The organism is Ruegeria sp. K3 (assembly GCF_056531845.1).
This window is the reverse complement of the sequence record NZ_JBQFMM010000003.1, coordinates 263,560-282,148: the sequence shown is the minus strand read 5'-3', so window position 1 is coordinate 282,148 and position 18,589 is coordinate 263,560. Positions and strand designations below refer to the sequence as shown.

Here is an 18,589-nt window from a genome sequence, read left to right as displayed (position 1 = left end):
GTTAACACAACCATAACATGTGCAGACTAATTCGGCCTACTCGCTGCTTTCTACTCCCCAGAAATAGCGGGGGGCGATTTCTTAAAGCATTGAAAATACATAATCATCGATAGAAACGATGAACACCCGCAAGGCGTGTGTGCGCCCTGCGGGTGTTGCAGCTGCTGTTCGCCTGAGACCGTTAGTCGCGGGCAGCCAATACTTCTTCAAGGGTGCGCATGCCTGTATGCGGAGCCTGAACCAGCACCGACATGTTGCCCGGCTTGTGTTCGTTGCGCATCATCTTCATGTGCGCCTCAGGCAGATCCTGCCAAGTGAACACTTCGGACATGCACGGATCCAAGCGGCGCTCGACCATTAGCTGGTTTGCAGCCGAGGCCTGTTTGAGATGCGCAAAATGCGAGCCCTGCAAGCGTTTCTGGTGCATCCACATGTAACGCACGTCGAAGGTCAGATTGTAGCCAGTGGTCCCGGCGCAGATCACAACCATACCTCCCTTTTTCACGACAAAAGTGGACACCGGGAACGTGCTTTCGCCGGGGTGCTCGAACACCATGTCGACGTTCACACCTTTGCCGGTAATATCCCAGATGGCCTTGCCAAACTTGCGGGCTTCTTTGAACCATTCAGCATATTCCGGAGTATTCACCGTGGGCAGCTGGCCCCAGCAGTTGAAATCCTTGCGGTTGATGACGCCTTTGGCGCCAAGGTCCATCACAAACTCACGCTTGCTTTCATCCGAAATCACGCCGATCGCATTGGCACCCGCAGTGTTGATCAGCTGTATCGCGTAAGAGCCCAGACCGCCCGATGCGCCCCAAACCAGGACGTTCTGGCCCGGCTTCAGATCGTGCGGCTCGTGCCCAAAAAGCATCCGATAGGCTGTTGCCAAGGTCAGCGTGTAGCAGGCGCTTTCTTCCCAGGTCAGGTGCTTGGGACGCGGCATCAGCTGCTGTGCCTGAACATTTGTAAACTGCGCGAACGAGCCATCAGGTGTCTCATATCCCCAGATGCGCTGGCTGGGCGAATACATCGGATCACCACCATTGCAGTGTTCGTCATCGCCATCGTCCTGGTTGCAGTGAATCACGACTTCATCGCCGACTTTCCAGCGCTTCACTTTGTCACCAACCGCCCAGACGATGCCCGACGCATCTGAACCTGCGATGTGAAAGGGTTGGCCGTGGCCATCAAACGGGCTGATCGGCTTGCCAAGCGATGCCCAGACGCCGTTGTAGTTTACACCCGCCGCCATAACGAGAACCAGCACTTCGTGGCTGTCCAGCTTCGGGACATCAACGACTTCCAACTGCATCGCTGTGTCTGGCTCACCGTGGCGCTCTTTCCGGATGGCCCAGGCATACATTTGCTTAGGAACATACCCCATCGGGGGGATTTCACCCATCTCGTAGAGGTCCTTTTCCGGCGCCTCATACGACGCGATACCGCTGTCGACATCCAAAGCCATGCTGGCCTCCTTTTTCCAACTGTTGCCGCGCCGCAGAATCGCGGCTTTCCAAAGACGAAATATTAGCCCCTGAGTAATATTGCAACCGTTTTTGGTATCTATTTTGTAATTTTATGACCCAGCAGTTGCAGAAATACTTTCTGCACTTGCATCATTCTCAGCCCGAACAACGGGTTCTGATGCTGCCGCGTAATAAGCAAGCAGCTCTGATCGCTCGCCTGATGGGCGCAACACTCCAGCCTCACGACGCAGAATCCGTCGCTCGACCAACTGATTGATGGCATCGTCAACAGCCTCTCCATCATCCTGGGCAACCGCGTCGCCGCCCAACGTCAGCAAACGCGCCTTCAACTCCTGCTCTGACATCTCACCTTCTTCCTGAACCAGCCGACACGCAGCAGGCACTGGAACAAAGGGAATTGCGGCGCCGATCCTGCGCATCAACTCGCGGGCCAGATCGGTTGTTAGGTCCCGTTCGTGCGCGTCTCGAAATTCCTTCAGGGAAATCGGTGTCGCATACCGCACCGAGGCAATCCCGAATCTCTTGTAGCGCCCGACGAGCTTGCGCCAAATCTGCTTGAGCGACCAGCGGGTGATAACCCCGATCCGCGCGCGGAAGCGGCGTTCACTATCCTTCGCTGCCGCTGTTAATACGGTATCTTCAAGCACCCGATCATAGTTCAAAGCAACCGGAACAAACACCACATCCCGCCCCTGCGGTTCGACTCCGTCAAGGATATACTTCAACAATCCCAGCTTGGGGCGCCCCAGTTTGCCAGTCAGACTCAGCCCGCCCTCAGGGAACATGGCCTGCGTCACGCCCGCTTCGGTCGCGTGTCTTACATAGCTTGCAAGGACCTGTCGATATAGGTCGCTACCCGACTTGCGGCGAATGAAATAAGCCCCCATCGCGCGAATCAATCGACTTAGTGGCCAGACACGGGCCCACTCGCCCACAGCATAGGATAAGGTCGAATGGTCTGCCGCCAGATAGGTGACCAGTACGTAATCCATATTGCTGCGGTGGTTCATGACATAAACGACCGTCGCATCGGGATCGATATTGTCCAGCGCGGCTTTGTCCTCGTAACCCAACTGCACCTTGTAAAAGGCGTTGCTCAGCATGCGGGCAAAACGGATCGCGATGCTGAAATAGGCCACTGTCGAGAATGAGGGCGCAATCTCGCGCGCATATCGCCGTGCCAATTCTGAGGCAACAGCGTCAGGCACACCTTCTTCTTTGGCATGCTGCTGCACCGCCCGGCTAACCTGCGGGTCATAGATAAGCCGTTGAATCATGTCATGCCGCCCCGCCAATTTGAACGGTTGGATCGGGCGCTGAAGGCGCTTGTTCAACCGTGCGACGGCGCGCTCAAGGCGGCGGCGGAAAAACCAGCGCACCGACGGAAACAAAAAATGCGAGGCAAATGTGACCGCGGCAAACAGCACGATCAGCACAAACAGCCAAAGCGGGATTTCCACAGTCTGCATCATTCGGGCACAGTGCCATCAAACGCGACCACCCACAATCTGCAGAAACCGTCGATGCCGCAACGCAGCGAATTGACATGTACTGAAAATTACTATTTACCACCATAGAACGTAATTTTGTTACCCACCGATCCGCGAGGCACGACCCATGACGCAGTTGCAGAAAGATCGCCCCTGGCTCATCCGTACATATGCCGGTCACTCAACGGCCAAAGCGTCAAATGCGCTTTATCGTGCGAACCTGGCCAAAGGTCAGACCGGCCTGTCCGTGGCCTTCGATCTGCCAACCCAAACAGGGTATGACAGCGATCACACTTTGGCGCGCGGCGAAGTTGGAAAAGTTGGGGTTCCGATCTGCCATCTGGGGGACATGCGGGTTCTGTTCGATCAAATTCCGCTGGAACAGATGAATACCTCGATGACGATCAATGCGACTGCTCCTTGGCTTTTGGCGCTTTATATCGCAGTTGCCGAGGAACAGGGCGCGGATGTCTCGAAATTGCAGGGGACCGTCCAGAACGACCTGATCAAGGAATACCTGAGCCGCGGCACTTATGTGTGCCCACCAAAGCCATCGCTGAAGATGATCGCGGACGTGGCCGAATATTGCTACGATAACGTGCCCAAATGGAACCCGATGAATGTGTGTTCGTACCACCTGCAAGAAGCAGGCGCGACGCCTGAGCAAGAGCTGGCCTATGCTCTGGCGACTGCCATTGCAGTGCTGGACGAACTTCGCCCGCGCGTTCCAGCTGAAGACTTCCCGGCACTCTGCGGGCGGATTTCGTTTTTTGTGAATGCGGGCATCCGGTTTGTCACCGAAATGTGCAAAATGCGCGCCTTTGTGGATCTTTGGGACGAAATTCTGCAGCAGCGCTATGGCATTGAAGACCCCAAGTTCCGCCGATTCCGTTATGGCGTTCAGGTAAACTCGCTGGGGCTGACCGAACAGCAGCCGGAAAACAACGTTTATCGCATACTGATTGAAATGCTTGCGGTGACGCTATCCAAACGTGCCCGCGCACGTGCGGTGCAGTTGCCTGCATGGAACGAAGCGCTCGGCCTGCCTCGTCCCTGGGATCAGCAATGGTCGATGCGGATGCAACAAATCCTCGCCTATGAAACCGATCTGCTGGAATATGGCGATTTGTTCGACGGCAATCCGGTTGTCGACGCCAAAGTCGAAGAACTTAAAAATGGCGCACGAGCCGAATTGGCTAATCTCGAATCAATGGGCGGCGCAGTAGCCTCGATCGAATACATGAAATCGCGGCTGGTCGAGTCCAATGCCGAGCGCCTGAACCGTATTGAACGCAATGAAACCGTCGTCGTTGGCGTAAACAAATGGACCGAGGGCGAAGCCTCGCCTTTGCAGACCGAGGATGGCGGCATCATGGTCGTCGACCCGGCGGTTGAACAGGAACAAATCGGGCGCTTGAACGACTGGCGTGCGGATCGGGATGACGCAGCAGTGGCCGCGGCGCTACAAGCATTGCGCGAAGCAGCGCGATCCGGTGCCAACGTGATGGCACCTTCAATCGCTGCGGCCAAGGCCGGTATCACAACTGGCGAATGGGCCGAGGAAATGCGCAAGGCCTACGGTACATATCGTGGACCAACCGGCGTCTCGGGATCTGTTTCGAACAAAACCGAAGGACTGGAAGACCTGCGCGCAGCCGTAGATGCGGTAAGCGACCGACTGGGGCGCAGGCTGAAGTTTCTTGTTGGCAAACCTGGTCTGGACGGACACTCGAACGGAGCCGAACAGATCGCCTTCCGCGCACGCGACTGTGGCATGGACATCAGTTACGAAGGTATTCGTCTTACGCCCGAAGAAATCGTAACTGCGGCACAAGAAGACAAAGCGCATGTGATTGGTCTATCGATCCTCTCTGGCAGCCACCTGCCTTTGGTGAAGGACGTGATGACGCGGCTGAAAGCAGCAGGGCTAAGCGATATTCCCGTCATTGTAGGTGGGATCATCCCCGATGAGGACGCGGATCAATTGCGTTCCATGGGTGTATCGAAAATCTATACGCCGAAAAATTTCGAATTGAATGCAATCATGGGCGATATCGTCACATTGGTTGACCCAACGGAAATTGCGGCTGAATAGAAAATCATATTACAGAAATCTCCATTTCTATTTCCGGTAAAATGGGAATAGATAGGTTCGGGTTTATTCAATTTCCCCTGCAATAAGTAGGGGAATAGCCGAAATGGAGAAGATTATGGCAATCGATCTTGAAAAAATGTCGCGCAAAGAACTGCTCGAATTGCGCAATCGGGTCGAAAAGGCGCTAAAAACCGCCGAAGTGCGTGAGCGAAAAGAAGCGTTGAAAGCCGCCGAAAAGGCGGCGGCGGAATATGGGTTTTCGTTGTCTGAATTGTCAGGAGACAGCACTAAGTCGGTAAAATCATCTAAAGCGAAATATCAAAATCCGAACAATCCGTCGCAAACCTGGACCGGGCGGGGCCGCAAACCGCAGTGGGTTCATGACGCCATAAAAGCCGGTGCCGATATTACTGATCTGGAAATCTGATCGGGGGAAAGTGGCAAAATGACTATCCATATTGGAGCCCAAAAAGGCGAGATTGCCGAAACCGTTCTTTTGCCCGGCGACCCGTATCGTGCAAAATGGGCGGCCGAAACGTTTCTTGAAGACGTAAAGATGGTAAACGAAGTGCGTGGCATGCTGGGGTTCACCGGCACTTGGAAAGGAAATCGTGTTACCATTCAGGGTAGTGGCATGGGGATGCCGTCTCTGTCGATCTACGTGAACGAATTGATCCGTGACTACGGCGCCAAAACTCTGATCCGGATCGGGTCATGTGGCGGGATGCAAGACAGTGTGAATGTGCGTGATGTTATTCTGGCGATGACGTCGACCACACTCAGCACCCCTTCGCGCGGGATCATGAGAGAAATGAACTTCGCCCCTTGCGCGGATTGGGGTCTTTTGCAGTCTGCAGCATTGGCTGCACAAGCCAAAGGTACGCCAACCCATGTTGGCGGCATCTATTCATCCGATGTCTTTTATGACGAACGCCCGGACCTGAACGAACAAATGGTTCGGCACGGTATTTTGGGTGTCGAGATGGAAGCGGCAGAGCTTTACATCCTTGCCGCGCGTCACAAATGCCGCGCATTGGCGGTACTGACAGTCTCGGACCACCTGCTGACCGGCGAAGCCCTGCCCTCCTCGGACCGAGAAAGCAGTTTTGGCGACATGGTCGAAATCGCGCTGCAGGCGGCGTTCCCGGACAGCTGAATTGCGCGATATCTAGCGCCCGTGCGTGCGGTCATATCCGTTGCGCGCGGGGCTGCGCCATCCCTCAAGCGCACCTTCAGCCGGGGCAAAGGTTTCTACCAGCAGGGGATAACAGGCTGCGGTATCCGATGAATGCTCGGACGAGCAATCACCGCCCGGGCACGCGCTTAGATTTCCCAGCAGGTCAATCTCGGCGAAAAACTCAAGATAGTCTCCCGGACGGACAGGTGAGGCTTTCATGAAATACTGCCCGGTATCACGCGTGAAACCGGTGCACATGAACACGTTCAATACATCATGTACCGCAGGCTCGGCTTCGGCCAAAGAGACGCCCAAATGATCCGCCAGCGCGCGTGTCAGATTCGAATGGCAACAGTGATGGTACTGGGATCCAGCTAGCAGATTACCGGTATAGGGATCACATCGGGTCCCGATCACATCGTGCACCGACCCGCCGAAATCATCGATTCCGTACCACCCCAGCGTATCTGCAATGATTGTCGCCATCGGTCGCATATGTGGAAAGCTCGACCACATGCGCTCACCCACGGTGATATGTGTGCCATGCAACGCGCGCGTCTTGCCGGAATAAAACCGCTCGGAAAGGTCGTTGAGGTTCCACAGGTTTAGATCGCCAACTTGCGATCCTTCAACAGAAGTGATCCGAAAGAAATGCCCTGCAGGCACCTCAAAGCATCGCGCATCTCGCGGTGGCACCAACACCTCACCCGTTTTGTGCGCTGTATCACGCCCGGTTTGATAGAGCCCTAGATCGGGTTTTGGTAGCCCTTCATTCGGGTAGCAAATAACGGGCGCAATTGCGCGGCGCGCATCTGCATCCATGGGTGGGCGGGGAGTATTCCGAGATTCTGACATAGGCCGAGAGTGGCGCAGTTCGGCCCGGTGGGAAACCCCCAACAGCAGCTACTGTCCTTTCAGACACTGCGTGGGCTCAACATCAGATTTTGACACCGCGCCACAGTAAGCACAGCGCCACTGGCCCTCGCTTCGATGTTGCCGCCACCTGCAGTCGCGCGTCAGAGACGACGTGCGGGACCGCCAGAAAAAATAGGCAAATACGACAGCGGCGAGCAGAAGCAATAGAACGGGCATAGCTCTGCATTGCCTATTGTGTCGTAATATTCAAGCCCGCGCGACACGGTCAGGCCGCGTTCGCATATTCAAACAACTCTGGTGTTTCGTCTTTGGCCGGAACTTTGGGCTCGGGCGTATAATAGGCCCAGGCTTGTTCCAGAAATTCCAACGCTTTGGCCGCGTCGTGTCTTTGGTTTTGCATGTTCATCGGAGTGACCTCTTTTCGAACTCATCACTCCTCCCTGCGCCAACTTTAGATCCGCGCTCGTACAAGCGCATCGCATAGTTTTGCAGAGGCGGCATGCACTTGCCGCAACCCGGCAAGTGCTTTGTTTTGGTGCGTGATCAGACCGCGCGGTCCACCATCATCTTCTTGATTTCTGCAATCGCTTTGGCCGGATTCAGACCCTTGGGGCAGGTCTTGGCGCAGTTCATGATGGTGTGGCAGCGATACAGCTTGAACGGATCTTCCAACTCGTCCAAGCGCTCACCGGTGGCCTCATCCCGACTGTCGATGATCCAGCGGTAAGCATGCAACAGCGCGGCAGGGCCGAGATAGCGGTCGCCGTTCCACCAGTAGCTGGGGCACGAGGTCGAGCAACTGGCACACATCACACATTCATAGAGACCATCCAATTTCTTGCGGTCTTCGATGGATTGCTTCCACTCTTTTGCAGGACGATTGGTCTTAGTCTCCAACCACGGCATGATCGAGGCGTGTTGGGCGTAGAAATGAGTCAGATCAGGGATCAGGTCCTTGACCACCGGCATATGGGGCAGCGGGTAGATCTTCACGTCGCCCTTGATCTCATCCATCCCATAGATACAGGCCAGCGTGTTAATCCCGTCGATGTTCATCGCGCAGGACCCGCAGATTCCTTCGCGGCACGAACGGCGGAAGGTCAGGGTTGGATCAATCTCATTCTTGATCTTGATCAGAGCGTCCAGAACCATCGGGCCGCAAGTATCCATATCGACGAAATAAGTATCGACGCGCGGGTTCTGGCCATCATCCGGGTTCCAGCGATAGATCTGGAATTTGCGCACATTGGTCGCGCCGTCGGGCTTGGGCCAGGTTTTACCGGTGGTGATCCGGGAATTCTTGGGGAGGGTCAGTTGTACCATAAGTTCCTCTCCTTAGAACGTCCGCGCCTTGGGCGCGATTCTTTTCATGCTGATGCCGCCTTCGTCTTCGGTCGTCAGCGGATCAACGATAACCGGACGGTAGCTAAGCTCTACTTTATTGCCATCGACACGGCTGACCGTGTGGACGCGCCAGTTCTCATCGTCACGCTCGGTGAAATCTTCATGGGCGTGTGCACCGCGGGACTCCTTACGCGCCTCAGCACCAACGATGGTGGCGAGCGCGCTTGGCATCAAGTTGGTGAGCTCCAGCGTCTCCATCAGATCGCTGTTCCAGACCAACGATCTGTCAGAAACCTTCAGATCATCCATCTTGGCGGCGATCGCGGTCATCTTCTCGACGCCCTCAGCCATCGTCTTCGAGGTGCGGAAAACCGCCGCGTCCTCTTGCATGGTGCGCTGCATCTCAAGCCGCAGATCTGCGGTTGGAATCGCGCCGCTGGCGTTGCGCGCCGCATCGAACCTGTCAAACGCCTTATCGACAGAGGCCTGGTTCAGAACCGGGTTCGATGCGTCGGCATCCACAACTTTGCCCGCCCGGATCGCCGCCGCGCGGCCAAAGACCACAAGGTCAATCAGAGAGTTCGAACCAAGGCGGTTCGCACCGTGGACCGAGGCACAACCGGCCTCACCCACAGCCATCAGGCCAGGAACCACAGCGGTCGGATTGTCGGCAGTGGGGTTCAGCACCTCACCCCAATAGTTGGTCGGGATACCGCCCATGTTGTAGTGCACCGTCGGTAGAACCGGGATCGGCTCCTTGGTCACATCGACTCCCGCAAACACACGTGCCGATTCCGAGATCCCTGGCAAACGTTCCGCCAGAGCCTCGGCCGGCAGGTGGCTGAGGTTCAGGTGAATATGGTCGCCATTGTCGCCATGACCACGACCCTCGCGGATTTCCATGGTCATCGAGCGGCTGACATAATCGCGCGGCGCAAGGTCTTTATACTGGGGCGCGTAACGCTCCATGAACCGTTCGCCTTCCGAGTTGGTCAGATACCCGCCTTCGCCACGCGCACCTTCGGTAATCAGGCAGCCTGATCCGTAGATGCCGGTTGGGTGGAACTGAACGAACTCCATATCCTGCAGCGCAAGACCCGCACGGGCCACCATACCACCGCCATCACCGGTGCAGGTATGGGCAGAGGTCGCGCTGAAATAGGCGCGGCCATAGCCGCCGGTTGCCAGAACAACCATCTTGGCGTTGAAGACATGCATCGTACCATCGTCCAGCTTCCAGCAGACAACGCCTTGACATTGCCCATCATCGGACATGACCAGATCGATGGCGAAATATTCGATGTAGAACTCGGCATTGTTCTTTAGCGACTGACCATAGAGGGTGTGCAGGATTGCGTGGCCGGTCCGGTCGGCAGCGGCACAGGTGCGCTGCACGGCGGGACCTTCACCAAACTCGGTGGTGTGGCCCCCGAACGGGCGCTGATAGATCTTGCCTTCTTCAGTCCGGCTGAATGGCACTCCGTAATGTTCTAGCTCATATACGGCTTTGGGTGCTTCACGCGCGAGGTATTCCATCGCATCGGTGTCACCCAGCCAGTCCGAGCCCTTTACGGTGTCATACATGTGCCACTGCCAATGGTCTGGCCCCATATTCGACAAGGATGCCGCAATGCCGCCTTGGGCGGCGACTGTGTGTGAACGGGTCGGGAATACCTTCGTCACGCAAGCGGTGCGCAAACCCTGCTCGGCCATGCCCAATGTTGCACGCAGCCCCGCACCACCGGCACCGACAACCACCACGTCATATTCGTGGGTTTCGTATTCATATGCTGCTGTCATTGTTCTTGTTCCTTACTGCGCATATCCGAGGGCCAGACGCGCGAGCGCAAACAGACCCGCAGCAATGAGTGTGTATGCAAAAGCTTGCGCGGCCATCAGCGCCAGCTTTTCCGCGACGCCATGCACGTAGTCCTCAATCGCTTCCTGGGCTTCGCGCAACAAATGCGGGACGACAACAACCAGTGTCAGACCCATGATAATCGCCGGGAACGGGCGGCTGTAATAGGCCAGAGCCTCTTCGTAGGTTCCGCCTAGGGCGTGCCCGAAGGTAAATACAAACAGCGGAACAAGGATAACCAATGCCGCCGAGCTGAGCATCATTTGCCAGTGGTGATGTGTACCTGCACGTCCGGCCCCCATGCCCTGCGCGCGTTTACGGTCTGTGAGAAACTGCATCGCGAACCTCCCCTTAAAGCGCTACGGCTGTGATCAGAGCCAGAACAGTTGCCAGCACGAACATGCCAATGCCCATCTTCTCGGACACTTCAACATGCACGCAATATCCCAGATCCCAGATGACGTGCCGCAAACGGCCCAGCATGTGATAAAAAATGGCCCAAGCCGCGCCGAACATGACCAGATCACCCAGGAAACTGGTCATCAATCCATTGATCAGCTCAAAGGCGCTTTCCGATGTGGCCGCAGCAAGTAACCACCAGACGACCAACAAAGCCAAACCAAAAGAAGCAAGACCCGTGATGCGCACCATAATCGAAGATATGGACGTCATCTGTGGACGATAGATCGTCAAATGTGGAGAAAGCGGGCGGTTGCCTCGATTTACATCGGCCATGTTGGCTCCTTTTCGGTTGGCTACCGAACGTTTTACTGTTTTTTACGACTCTGTCACGCGCTGCAGGTGCAAAATCCAATAAATTTAACGCAAAATCGCTGATAAGCCGTGTTTGTGATCACACAAAATATTCTCGTGATCACAAATTACATTCGATACCGCCAATGTTAGCGTTTTCAATGAAAAAGCAATGTGATCACGAATCTATTATTGGAGCGGCGTCAGCCCTGCAGTCTGCTGTGTCACCTCGCGTAAAAGCTTCTTGCGAATACGTTCGGGATAATCCGCGAAGCCTGCTGCAGAGACGACAAAGGCCCCCTCGCCAACGATGACGTTCTCGAAGAAATAGGCTGTCAGATCGGGTTCACTTTCTTCAATCGCGATCGCGTTCACGGTGATGCCGCGATCCCGCAGTTTGGCGTGGATGGTCGACGGCTCGATTCCTTCATTCGAAATTCCGTCGCCCGAAAGATCAATAAGATGCCTTTCGCATTCGGGCACGTCTTCAAAGCTGGCAACCGTCATATCGAGCGCCTCACCTATCGCAGTTGAGAAGTTACGCCAGACACGAGGATCAGCTGCGACCTGATCAGCAAAACTGTCCAAGGTGTTAAAACTATCGATCCGGGTCCAGGGGATCGTGATCCTCTGGCGAGAACTGCCAGTCCATTGCACAAGCATCAGCCGAGCCTGTCCGCGCACCAAGGCCTCGGATACGATCGGGTCCCGCAGACCTGCGGCAAGACCGTCCATTTGGATACGATATTCCTCGGAATCAACCGAGCCTGAAACGTCTACGGCCAAGGCCAGAGCCAAATCACAAGCATAGGCCTGAGATGCCAGATACAGGCTGGCGGCGAGCGCACGAAACATCATCATGCGCCAAGCGTAGCATGGATTTCGCGGACCGCGATCACTTGAATGTCAGCCGCCAGAAGGCATTGGCTACATTGGCATAATAGCCCAATAATCCAAATCTAACAAAACGTTAGACAGGTACTTGCCTTCATGATTGCGCAAAGTGAAAGGCTCGCCGCCTTTGGTCGCAACAAGGCGCAGGCGGATGGCACCGATTCCGGGAGTTCCGGTCTCGGCCTTGTCCAAAACTTCGGACCAGGCTTTGATCGTATCGCCCGAGAAACAAGGGTTGGCATGGGCACCGCCGTTCAGGCCAACGATCATCTGCGCATTCGCCAGGCCATTAAACGACAAGGCACGCGCCATTGAGATAACGTGGCCGCCATAGATCAACCGTCCCTCTGGACGGAAGGTGAGGTCGAAATGCACTTTGGCGGTGTTCTGCCACAGGCGGGTGGCCAGCATGTGCTCGGCCTCTTCGACGGTCACGCCATCGACGTGATCAATCGTTTCTTCCGTGTTGTACGCATCCCAGCGGTGGTTTTCGCCGGATTGTACAAAATTGTATTTCGAGAAATCGAGCCCCGGTGGTACCACCAGATCGCTGACATCAAGCGCCTTTTTCAGATTGGGCACCACCGTCTCTGGTGCAGGCGCGTCGAGGTTTGATTTGCGCACCATGACCCAGCGAACATACTCGATCACCACTTCGTCGCGCTGGTTCAGCCCGCGGGTGCGGACCCAGACGACGCCGGTTTTGCCGTTTGAGTTTTGCTTGAGGCCGATCACCTCGGATTCGGCGCGCAAGGTATCGCCGGGATAGACCGGTTTCAGCCAGCGACCCTCGGCATAGCCCAGATTGGCGACCGCGTTCAGCGAGATATCGGGAACCGTTTTGCCGAATACCACATGGAACGCCGCCAGATCATCAATCGGGCTTTGCGGCAGGCCACAATTCCGGGCGAACTCATCCGAGGAATAGAGCGCATGTCGTGCAGGGTAGAGCGCGTGGTACAACGCGCGCTCGCCTTCGGTCACCGTGCGCGGCACGGCGTGATGCAGGATCTGCCCGACTGAATAATCCTCGAAAAAGTTACCCGGATTGGTTTTTGCCATTATTGCTGTCCCAGTTTCATGTCGGGGGTGTAATCAGCGGCGACCTCTTTGGTCACAGCCTGCGCGCAACGCATCACGTTATTTGCGGCGTCAAAGGCATAGGACGGGTCGCCATAAAGCTCCCATCCCTTTGCCAACGCGTCCGAGACCTTGTGGCAGAAGGCTGATGTGTCTTCCTCGGTCAACAAACGATAAAGTTTCGCCATTGATTAGGCCCCTTATCCACCAAACGGAGACGGACCAACCAGCCCGTGAATATAGCCCACAACGCCCAGCAGCACGATGGAGCCCACAAAGAACATGGCATCTTTGCCGTATGTGCCGGGTTCGCCCGGCGCCCAGTCTGGTTCGGATTTGTTGATCACGATCACTTCGACAATTGCCCAGGCCAGCAAGCCACCAAACAGGATGATCGAGGCCAGATCACCGTTCACCAACAGGTGCGCAAAGGCCCAGAGTTTAAAGCCACCCAGCATGGGGTGACGGACTTTGTTCAACAGGCGACCTTTGGTTCCCGCAGGGCTGGCCAGATAGAACGCGATCAACACCAGCAGGTTGTTGACGTGAATCAGAAAGGTTGGCGGCGCCCAGACATATATGAAATCGGTCATGCGATAACCGAAGATCATCAACAATACCGAGGCCACCAAGGCGAGCGCCACGACGCCCTTGCCCGCGTCGCCCATGGCGGCACGTCGTTCCGGCATCGCGCGCTTAAAAAGATGTGCGGCCCACCAAAGTGCCACACCAAGGATCAGAAGAACAAAGCCCATACTGGCTTACCCCGCTTGCAAAGCTACTATCGCCTCTGCTTTTGCCAGAGTTTCGCGGGCAGTTACAACGTGTAGGTTTTCAACAATCTTGCCATCGACAACGGCGACCCCCTGCCCCTGCGACTCGGTTTCCTCGAAAGCGGCAATCTGACGGCGAGCCAGATCAATCTCATCCTCGGAAGGGGCAAAGGCGGAGTTTGCGATGTCGACCTGGGCCGGGTGGATCAGGGTTTTGCCATCAAAGCCCATGTCGCGGCCCTGGGCACACTCGGCGGCCAGACCGTCGGTGTCCTTGAAGGCATTGTAGACGCCATCGACGATGATCAGCCCCTCTGCCTTGGCCGCCAACAGGCACAGGCCAAGCGAGGTCATCATCGGCAAACGGTCGGGGCGGAAGCGCGTCTGAAGCTCTTTCGCAAGATCGTTGGTCCCCATGACAAAGCCTGCCATCAGCGGATGTGCGGCAATTTCGGCTGCGTTCAGCATCCCGCGCGGCGTCTCCATCATCGCCCAGATCGGCAGGTCTCCGGTGATTGAGGTCAGCGCATCCACATGCGCAGCAGAACTCACCTTTGGCAACAGAACGGCATCTGCATCCATCTCGCGCACGGCTTCGGCATCCGCGCGCCCCCATTCGGTATCAAGCCCGTTGATCCGCACGATCTTGACCCGAGCGCCATAGCCTCCGGCGGCCAAAGCCGCCTTGAGGGTCTCGCGCGCGTTCTCTTTCTCATCAGCCGCAACCGCGTCTTCAAGATCAAAGATGATGGCGTCCACCGGCAATGTGCGGGCCTTATCAAGCGCGCGTTCACGCGAGCCGGGGATGTATAGTACCGAGCGATAGGGGCGTTGGCGCGGGTCCACTGGACTCTCCCATTGAAATAATGTTGCGCGGAATGGGGCATTTTTTGACGGAAAGTTCAAGAACAAAATCGCCGCAGCGCAGCATTTCCTGCGCTGCGCAACGTGCGTTGCCTTAACGCGATGTCCTTTTGCCTACGGCACGCTGCTTTGAGGAAGAGCTTGAAAGGGGTGACCAATGAAAACGATTATGCTGAAAATGACGATTGGCTTGGGCATCATGGTACTGGCAGCGCAACAAGTCAGCGCACAGAATTGTGCGCCACGCGAAGACGTGATCAAGCGATTGACAAAGTCATATGGCGAAACCCGACGAGGCATCGGTATTGCGCGTCGGGGAGCGGTGATGGAGGTTTTTGCCTCGGACCAAACCGGCAGCTGGACCATTGTTGTGACCTTGCCGGAAGGTGTGACCTGCCTGATCGCCTCAGGCCAGTCTTATGAAACACTGGCCGAAGCATTGCCGCCCAACGCCTAAACCAGCGCATCCCAAATAAGTTTGCTTCCCGTCAGGGTCAGCAAGACGTAGGCAATGTTGAAAAACAATCGTTCGGAGAGCATGAAATGCGCCCGGACGCCCAGCCAGGCCCCGAGGATCGCAAACGGGGTCAGCAAGAGGTCTGCCAAGGCTGTGTGCCAGGTGAAGAGGCCCAGATAGGCGAAGGGCACGAATTTGACGGCGTTGATTACCCAGAAGACCAGCACGGTCGAGGCTTGAAATTCGGTTTTCGTCAGGCGTTGTGACAGCAGGTACACGGCGGCGGGTGGGCCGCCCGCATGGCTGACAAAGCTGGTGAATCCGGCGATAAGCCCGGCAAACAGGCCCGCCGATGGAGGCAACCGGTTGGCAAAACCCCGCACCCAGCCTCTGGTCTGGGCAACGTGCCAGATCACGAAACCGACCGATATTCCGCCAATCAACAGACGTAGCAGATCGTCATCCGTCGCACGATAAAGCCACGCGCCCAGCGCGATACCGGGTACTGCGCCCAACATCAGAAGGCGCGAATCCGGCCAGCTCCAGCGTTTCCAATACGGCTTTAACGTCGCCAGATCGATCACCATCAGTATCGGCAGCATTAGCGCTAGCGCCTGTCCTGGCGTCAGTATCAGAGCCAGAATCGACGAAGATGCAAACGCCACTCCCGAGCCGAACCCACCTTTCGAGATGCCCGCGAAGATCACCGCCGGGATCGCCACTGCAAAAAACATCAGGTTCATGTCGAGCATCAGGCACCCCGGAAATATGCATGATTCACAGGCGGTTTAGCGCAATCGGCGGGGTGTGTGCAAACGGTATGCGGTGGCATGCCGCGCCGCAGAAGGCTTGCGTGACGCCGTTTTTGCGACTAGCACAACCGCGATTTCAAAACCGACCGGAGATATTCCAAATGGCCAGACCCAAGATCGCGCTGATCGGCGCAGGTCAGATCGGCGGCACGCTCGCCCACCTCGCTGCAATGAAAGAACTTGGTGACGTCGTGCTGTTCGACATCGCCGAAGGCACCCCGGAAGGAAAGGCGCTGGACATCGCCGAATCCGGCCCCTCGGAAGGCTTCGACGCCAAACTGAAGGGCACCCAGTCCTATGAGGACATCGCCGGTGCCGACGTCTGCATCGTCACCGCCGGCGTGCCGCGCAAGCCGGGCATGAGCCGCGACGACTTGCTGGGCATCAACCTGAAGGTCATGAAATCGGTCGGTGAAGGCATCGCCGCAAACGCTCCGGATGCGTTCGTCATCTGCATCACCAACCCGCTGGACGCGATGGTTTGGGCGCTGCGTGAATTCTCGGGCCTGCCGCACAACAAAGTCTGCGGCATGGCGGGCGTTCTGGACTCGGGCCGTTTCGCACACTTCTTGTCAGAAGAGTTCAATGTGTCCATGCGCGACGTCACCGCCTTTGTTCTGGGAGGCCATGGCGACACAATGGTGCCTTCGGTGCGCTACTCGACCGTTGCCGGTATCCCGTTGCCCGATCTGGTTGAGATGGGCTGGACCACGCAGGAAAAACTGGACGCCATCGTTCAGCGCACCCGTGACGGCGGCGCAGAAATCGTTGGCCTGCTGAAGACCGGCTCGGCTTTCTATGCACCGGCGACTTCAGCGATCGAAATGGCCGAAGCCTATTTGAAAGATCAGAAACGCGTTCTGCCTTGTGCTGCCTATTGCAACGGCGAACTGGGTGTCGACGGCATGTATGTCGGCGTGCCTACCGTAATCGGTGCAGGTGGCATCGAGCGCGTCGTCGACATCAAGCTGAACGAAGAAGAACAGGCCGGTTTCGACAATTCGGTCAATGCCGTTAAGGGCCTGATCGAAGCATGCAAGGGCATCGACAGCTCGCTGGCCTAAGTCACGAACCCTAGAATCAATGAACCGGCCCTCTTCACGGGCCGGTTTTCTTTTACACGGTGCCAAGCTGGCTAAAAGATGTTCGCGCAAACGTCGCAAAACTCATCTATGAATGTGTTTTGTGGGCATGATCCCGGATCATCGAATCAATTTCCACGCCCCGCAATTTTTGTGATCACACCCCAAAAACCTGTGATCACAAATACTGAAAATCTTCGACAATTTCCCGTGACCCGTCAAAAAACTCTTTAATTTTGGCGCTTAGACACCCCTATAACGGTGTAATCGTAGTCAGACGGGACAATTTCGATGAACATTCACGAATATCAAGCCAAAGCGCTTCTTCGCAGCTATGGCGCTCCGGTCTCCGATGGTCGCGCAGTTCTGCGCGCCGAGGAAGCCAAAACCGCAGCCGGTGAATTGGACGGGCCGCTTTGGGTCGTCAAGGCGCAAATCCACGCGGGTGGTCGCGGCAAGGGTTCCTTTAAAGAGGCCGACGCCGGTGAAAAAGGCGGTGTCCGTCTGACCAAATCGGTGGAAGAAGCCGCCGAAGAAGCCAAGAAGATGCTTGGCCGCACGCTGGTCACCCATCAGACCGGCCCCGCAGGCAAGCAGGTGAACCGCATCTACATCGAAGCCGGTTCGGGCATCGAACGTGAACTTTACCTGGCCCTGCTGGTGGACCGCCAGACCAGCCGTATCTCATTCGTATGCTCGACCGAAGGCGGCATGGACATCGAAGAGGTGGCCGCTGCGACGCCTGAGAAAATCCTGTCCTTCTCGGTTGATCCCGCCACTGGTTATCAGCCCTATCACGGCCGCCGCATCGCGTTCTCGTTGGGACTGGAAGGCGCGCAGGTCAAACAATGCGTCAAGCTGATGAACCAGCTCTACAATGCCTTCGTCGAGAAGGACATGGAGATGCTGGAGATCAACCCGCTGATCGTCTCGGACAAGGGCGACCTGAAAGTACTGGACGCAAAAGTCGGCTTTGATGGTAACGCGGTATACCGCCACCCGGATATTGCCGAGTTGCGCGACACGACCGAGGAAGACCCCAAGGAACTGGAAGCGTCCAAATACGACCTGAACTACATCGCGCTGGACGGTGAGATCGGCTGCATGGTCAACGGTGCCGGTCTGGCGATGGCGACGATGGACATCATCAAGCTTTACGGTGCCGAGCCTGCCAACTTCCTGGATGTGGGCGGTGGCGCGACCAAAGAGAAAGTGACCGAGGCGTTCAAGATCATCACCTCGGACCCCAACGTCAAAGGCATTCTGGTCAACATCTTTGGCGGCATCATGCGCTGTGACGTCATCGCCGAGGGCGTTGTCGCCGCAGTGAAAGAGGTCGGGCTGCAGGTCCCGCTGGTCGTGCGTCTGGAAGGCACGAATGTCGAGAAAGGCAAAGAGATCATCAACACCTCTGGCCTAGACGTGATCGCGGCGGACAACCTGAAAGACGGTGCCGAGAAGATCGTGAAGGCGGTTAAAGGCTGAGTGTCATCCCGTAGGGTGGGCTTCAGCCCGCCTTTCCCAAGATTTTGGCGGGCAGAAGC

At 56.4% G+C, this 18,589-nt stretch carries 20 protein-coding genes; 6 read left to right on the top strand and 14 right to left on the bottom strand.

Annotated features, from left to right (window positions below):
- Positions 1–181: 181 nt before the first annotated feature.
- Both ccrA and ACR0MP_RS07950 read right to left on the bottom strand, forming a co-directional pair.
- Positions 182–1,468: a crotonyl-CoA carboxylase/reductase gene (ccrA, locus tag ACR0MP_RS07955; protein WP_170395824.1), complete on the bottom strand. Its 1,287-nt coding sequence runs from the start codon at positions 1,466–1,468 to the stop codon at positions 182–184.
- A gap of 111 nt (positions 1,469–1,579) precedes the next feature.
- Positions 1,580–2,962, bottom strand: a complete 1,383-nt coding sequence (locus tag ACR0MP_RS07950) for a 1-acyl-sn-glycerol-3-phosphate acyltransferase (RefSeq protein ID WP_170736682.1) — start codon at positions 2,960–2,962, stop codon at positions 1,580–1,582.
- Positions 2,963–3,107: 145 nt separating this feature from the next.
- Between ACR0MP_RS07950 and ACR0MP_RS07945 the strand changes: the two genes are divergently transcribed.
- The 3 genes from ACR0MP_RS07945 to deoD all read left to right on the top strand — a co-directional run bounded on the left by ACR0MP_RS07945 (position 3,108) and on the right by deoD (position 6,231).
- Entirely contained in the window at positions 3,108–5,075 is a 1,968-nt protein-coding gene (locus ACR0MP_RS07945) for a methylmalonyl-CoA mutase family protein (protein ID WP_480886313.1), read from the top strand.
- Positions 5,076–5,190: 115 nt separating this feature from the next.
- Complete coding sequence (locus ACR0MP_RS07940; RefSeq protein WP_170736686.1) at positions 5,191–5,502, top strand: H-NS histone family protein; 312 nt, start codon at positions 5,191–5,193, stop codon at positions 5,500–5,502.
- An 18-nt stretch (positions 5,503–5,520) separates the two neighbouring features.
- Positions 5,521–6,231 (top strand): purine-nucleoside phosphorylase, encoded by a 711-nt coding sequence (gene deoD / locus ACR0MP_RS07935; RefSeq protein WP_170736688.1) that lies wholly within the window; start codon positions 5,521–5,523, stop codon positions 6,229–6,231.
- 12 nt (positions 6,232–6,243) lie between these two features.
- Here deoD and ACR0MP_RS07930 read toward each other — a convergent pair whose 3' ends face one another.
- The 11 genes from ACR0MP_RS07930 to ACR0MP_RS07880 all read right to left on the bottom strand — a co-directional run bounded on the left by ACR0MP_RS07930 (position 6,244) and on the right by ACR0MP_RS07880 (position 14,676).
- On the bottom strand, positions 6,244–7,107 hold the full coding sequence (locus tag ACR0MP_RS07930) for a DUF1989 domain-containing protein (protein WP_170636871.1): 864 nt from the start codon (positions 7,105–7,107) through the stop codon (positions 6,244–6,246).
- 286 nt (positions 7,108–7,393) lie between these two features.
- A complete protein-coding gene (locus tag ACR0MP_RS07925; RefSeq protein WP_170736690.1) occupies positions 7,394–7,534 on the bottom strand; it encodes a hypothetical protein in 141 nt (46 codons plus the stop codon).
- 137 nt (positions 7,535–7,671) lie between these two features.
- Positions 7,672–8,451: a succinate dehydrogenase iron-sulfur subunit gene (locus ACR0MP_RS07920; protein WP_170408332.1), complete on the bottom strand. Its 780-nt coding sequence runs from the start codon at positions 8,449–8,451 to the stop codon at positions 7,672–7,674.
- Positions 8,452–8,463: 12 nt separating this feature from the next.
- A complete protein-coding gene (sdhA, locus tag ACR0MP_RS07915) occupies positions 8,464–10,272 on the bottom strand; it encodes a succinate dehydrogenase flavoprotein subunit (protein WP_480886310.1) in 1,809 nt (602 codons plus the stop codon).
- Positions 10,273–10,284: 12 nt separating this feature from the next.
- Positions 10,285–10,668 (bottom strand): succinate dehydrogenase, hydrophobic membrane anchor protein, encoded by a 384-nt coding sequence (locus ACR0MP_RS07910; RefSeq protein WP_170395800.1) that lies wholly within the window; start codon positions 10,666–10,668, stop codon positions 10,285–10,287.
- Between the two features lie 13 nt (positions 10,669–10,681).
- Positions 10,682–11,065: a succinate dehydrogenase, cytochrome b556 subunit gene (sdhC, locus tag ACR0MP_RS07905; RefSeq protein WP_170736693.1), complete on the bottom strand. Its 384-nt coding sequence runs from the start codon at positions 11,063–11,065 to the stop codon at positions 10,682–10,684.
- Positions 11,066–11,272: 207 nt separating this feature from the next.
- On the bottom strand, positions 11,273–11,944 hold the full coding sequence (locus ACR0MP_RS07900) for a DUF1194 domain-containing protein (protein ID WP_480886308.1): 672 nt from the start codon (positions 11,942–11,944) through the stop codon (positions 11,273–11,275).
- Positions 11,945–12,010: 66 nt separating this feature from the next.
- Positions 12,011–13,039: a MaoC family dehydratase gene (locus ACR0MP_RS07895; RefSeq protein ID WP_170408335.1), complete on the bottom strand. Its 1,029-nt coding sequence runs from the start codon at positions 13,037–13,039 to the stop codon at positions 12,011–12,013.
- Entirely contained in the window at positions 13,039–13,245 is a 207-nt protein-coding gene (locus ACR0MP_RS07890; RefSeq protein WP_170408336.1) for a DUF1737 domain-containing protein, read from the bottom strand. Before ACR0MP_RS07890 ends, ACR0MP_RS07895 begins: the two co-directional genes overlap by 1 nt.
- A 12-nt stretch (positions 13,246–13,257) precedes the next feature.
- A complete protein-coding gene (locus ACR0MP_RS07885) occupies positions 13,258–13,812 on the bottom strand; it encodes an NnrU family protein (RefSeq protein ID WP_170395794.1) in 555 nt (184 codons plus the stop codon).
- Positions 13,813–13,818: 6 nt separating this feature from the next.
- Positions 13,819–14,676, bottom strand: coding sequence for an HpcH/HpaI aldolase/citrate lyase family protein (locus ACR0MP_RS07880; protein WP_170408337.1), 858 nt, complete (start codon positions 14,674–14,676; stop codon positions 13,819–13,821).
- A gap of 175 nt (positions 14,677–14,851) precedes the next feature.
- On the opposite strand from ACR0MP_RS07880, the gene ACR0MP_RS07875 reads away from it, so the two are divergent.
- Positions 14,852–15,151: a hypothetical protein gene (locus ACR0MP_RS07875; protein WP_170408338.1), complete on the top strand. Its 300-nt coding sequence runs from the start codon at positions 14,852–14,854 to the stop codon at positions 15,149–15,151.
- Here ACR0MP_RS07875 and ACR0MP_RS07870 read toward each other — a convergent pair.
- Positions 15,148–15,903: a sulfite exporter TauE/SafE family protein gene (locus ACR0MP_RS07870; RefSeq protein ID WP_170408339.1), complete on the bottom strand. Its 756-nt coding sequence runs from the start codon at positions 15,901–15,903 to the stop codon at positions 15,148–15,150. The genes ACR0MP_RS07875 and ACR0MP_RS07870 overlap by 4 nt on opposite strands.
- Before the next feature lie 161 nt (positions 15,904–16,064).
- Between ACR0MP_RS07870 and mdh the strand changes: the two genes are divergently transcribed.
- Positions 16,065–17,027, top strand: coding sequence for a malate dehydrogenase (gene mdh, locus ACR0MP_RS07865; RefSeq protein ID WP_170353522.1), 963 nt, complete (start codon positions 16,065–16,067; stop codon positions 17,025–17,027).
- Between the two features lie 309 nt (positions 17,028–17,336).
- Entirely contained in the window at positions 17,337–18,530 is a 1,194-nt protein-coding gene (sucC, locus tag ACR0MP_RS07860; protein ID WP_170395786.1) for an ADP-forming succinate--CoA ligase subunit beta, read from the top strand.
- The last annotated feature ends 59 nt before the right edge of the window (positions 18,531–18,589 follow it).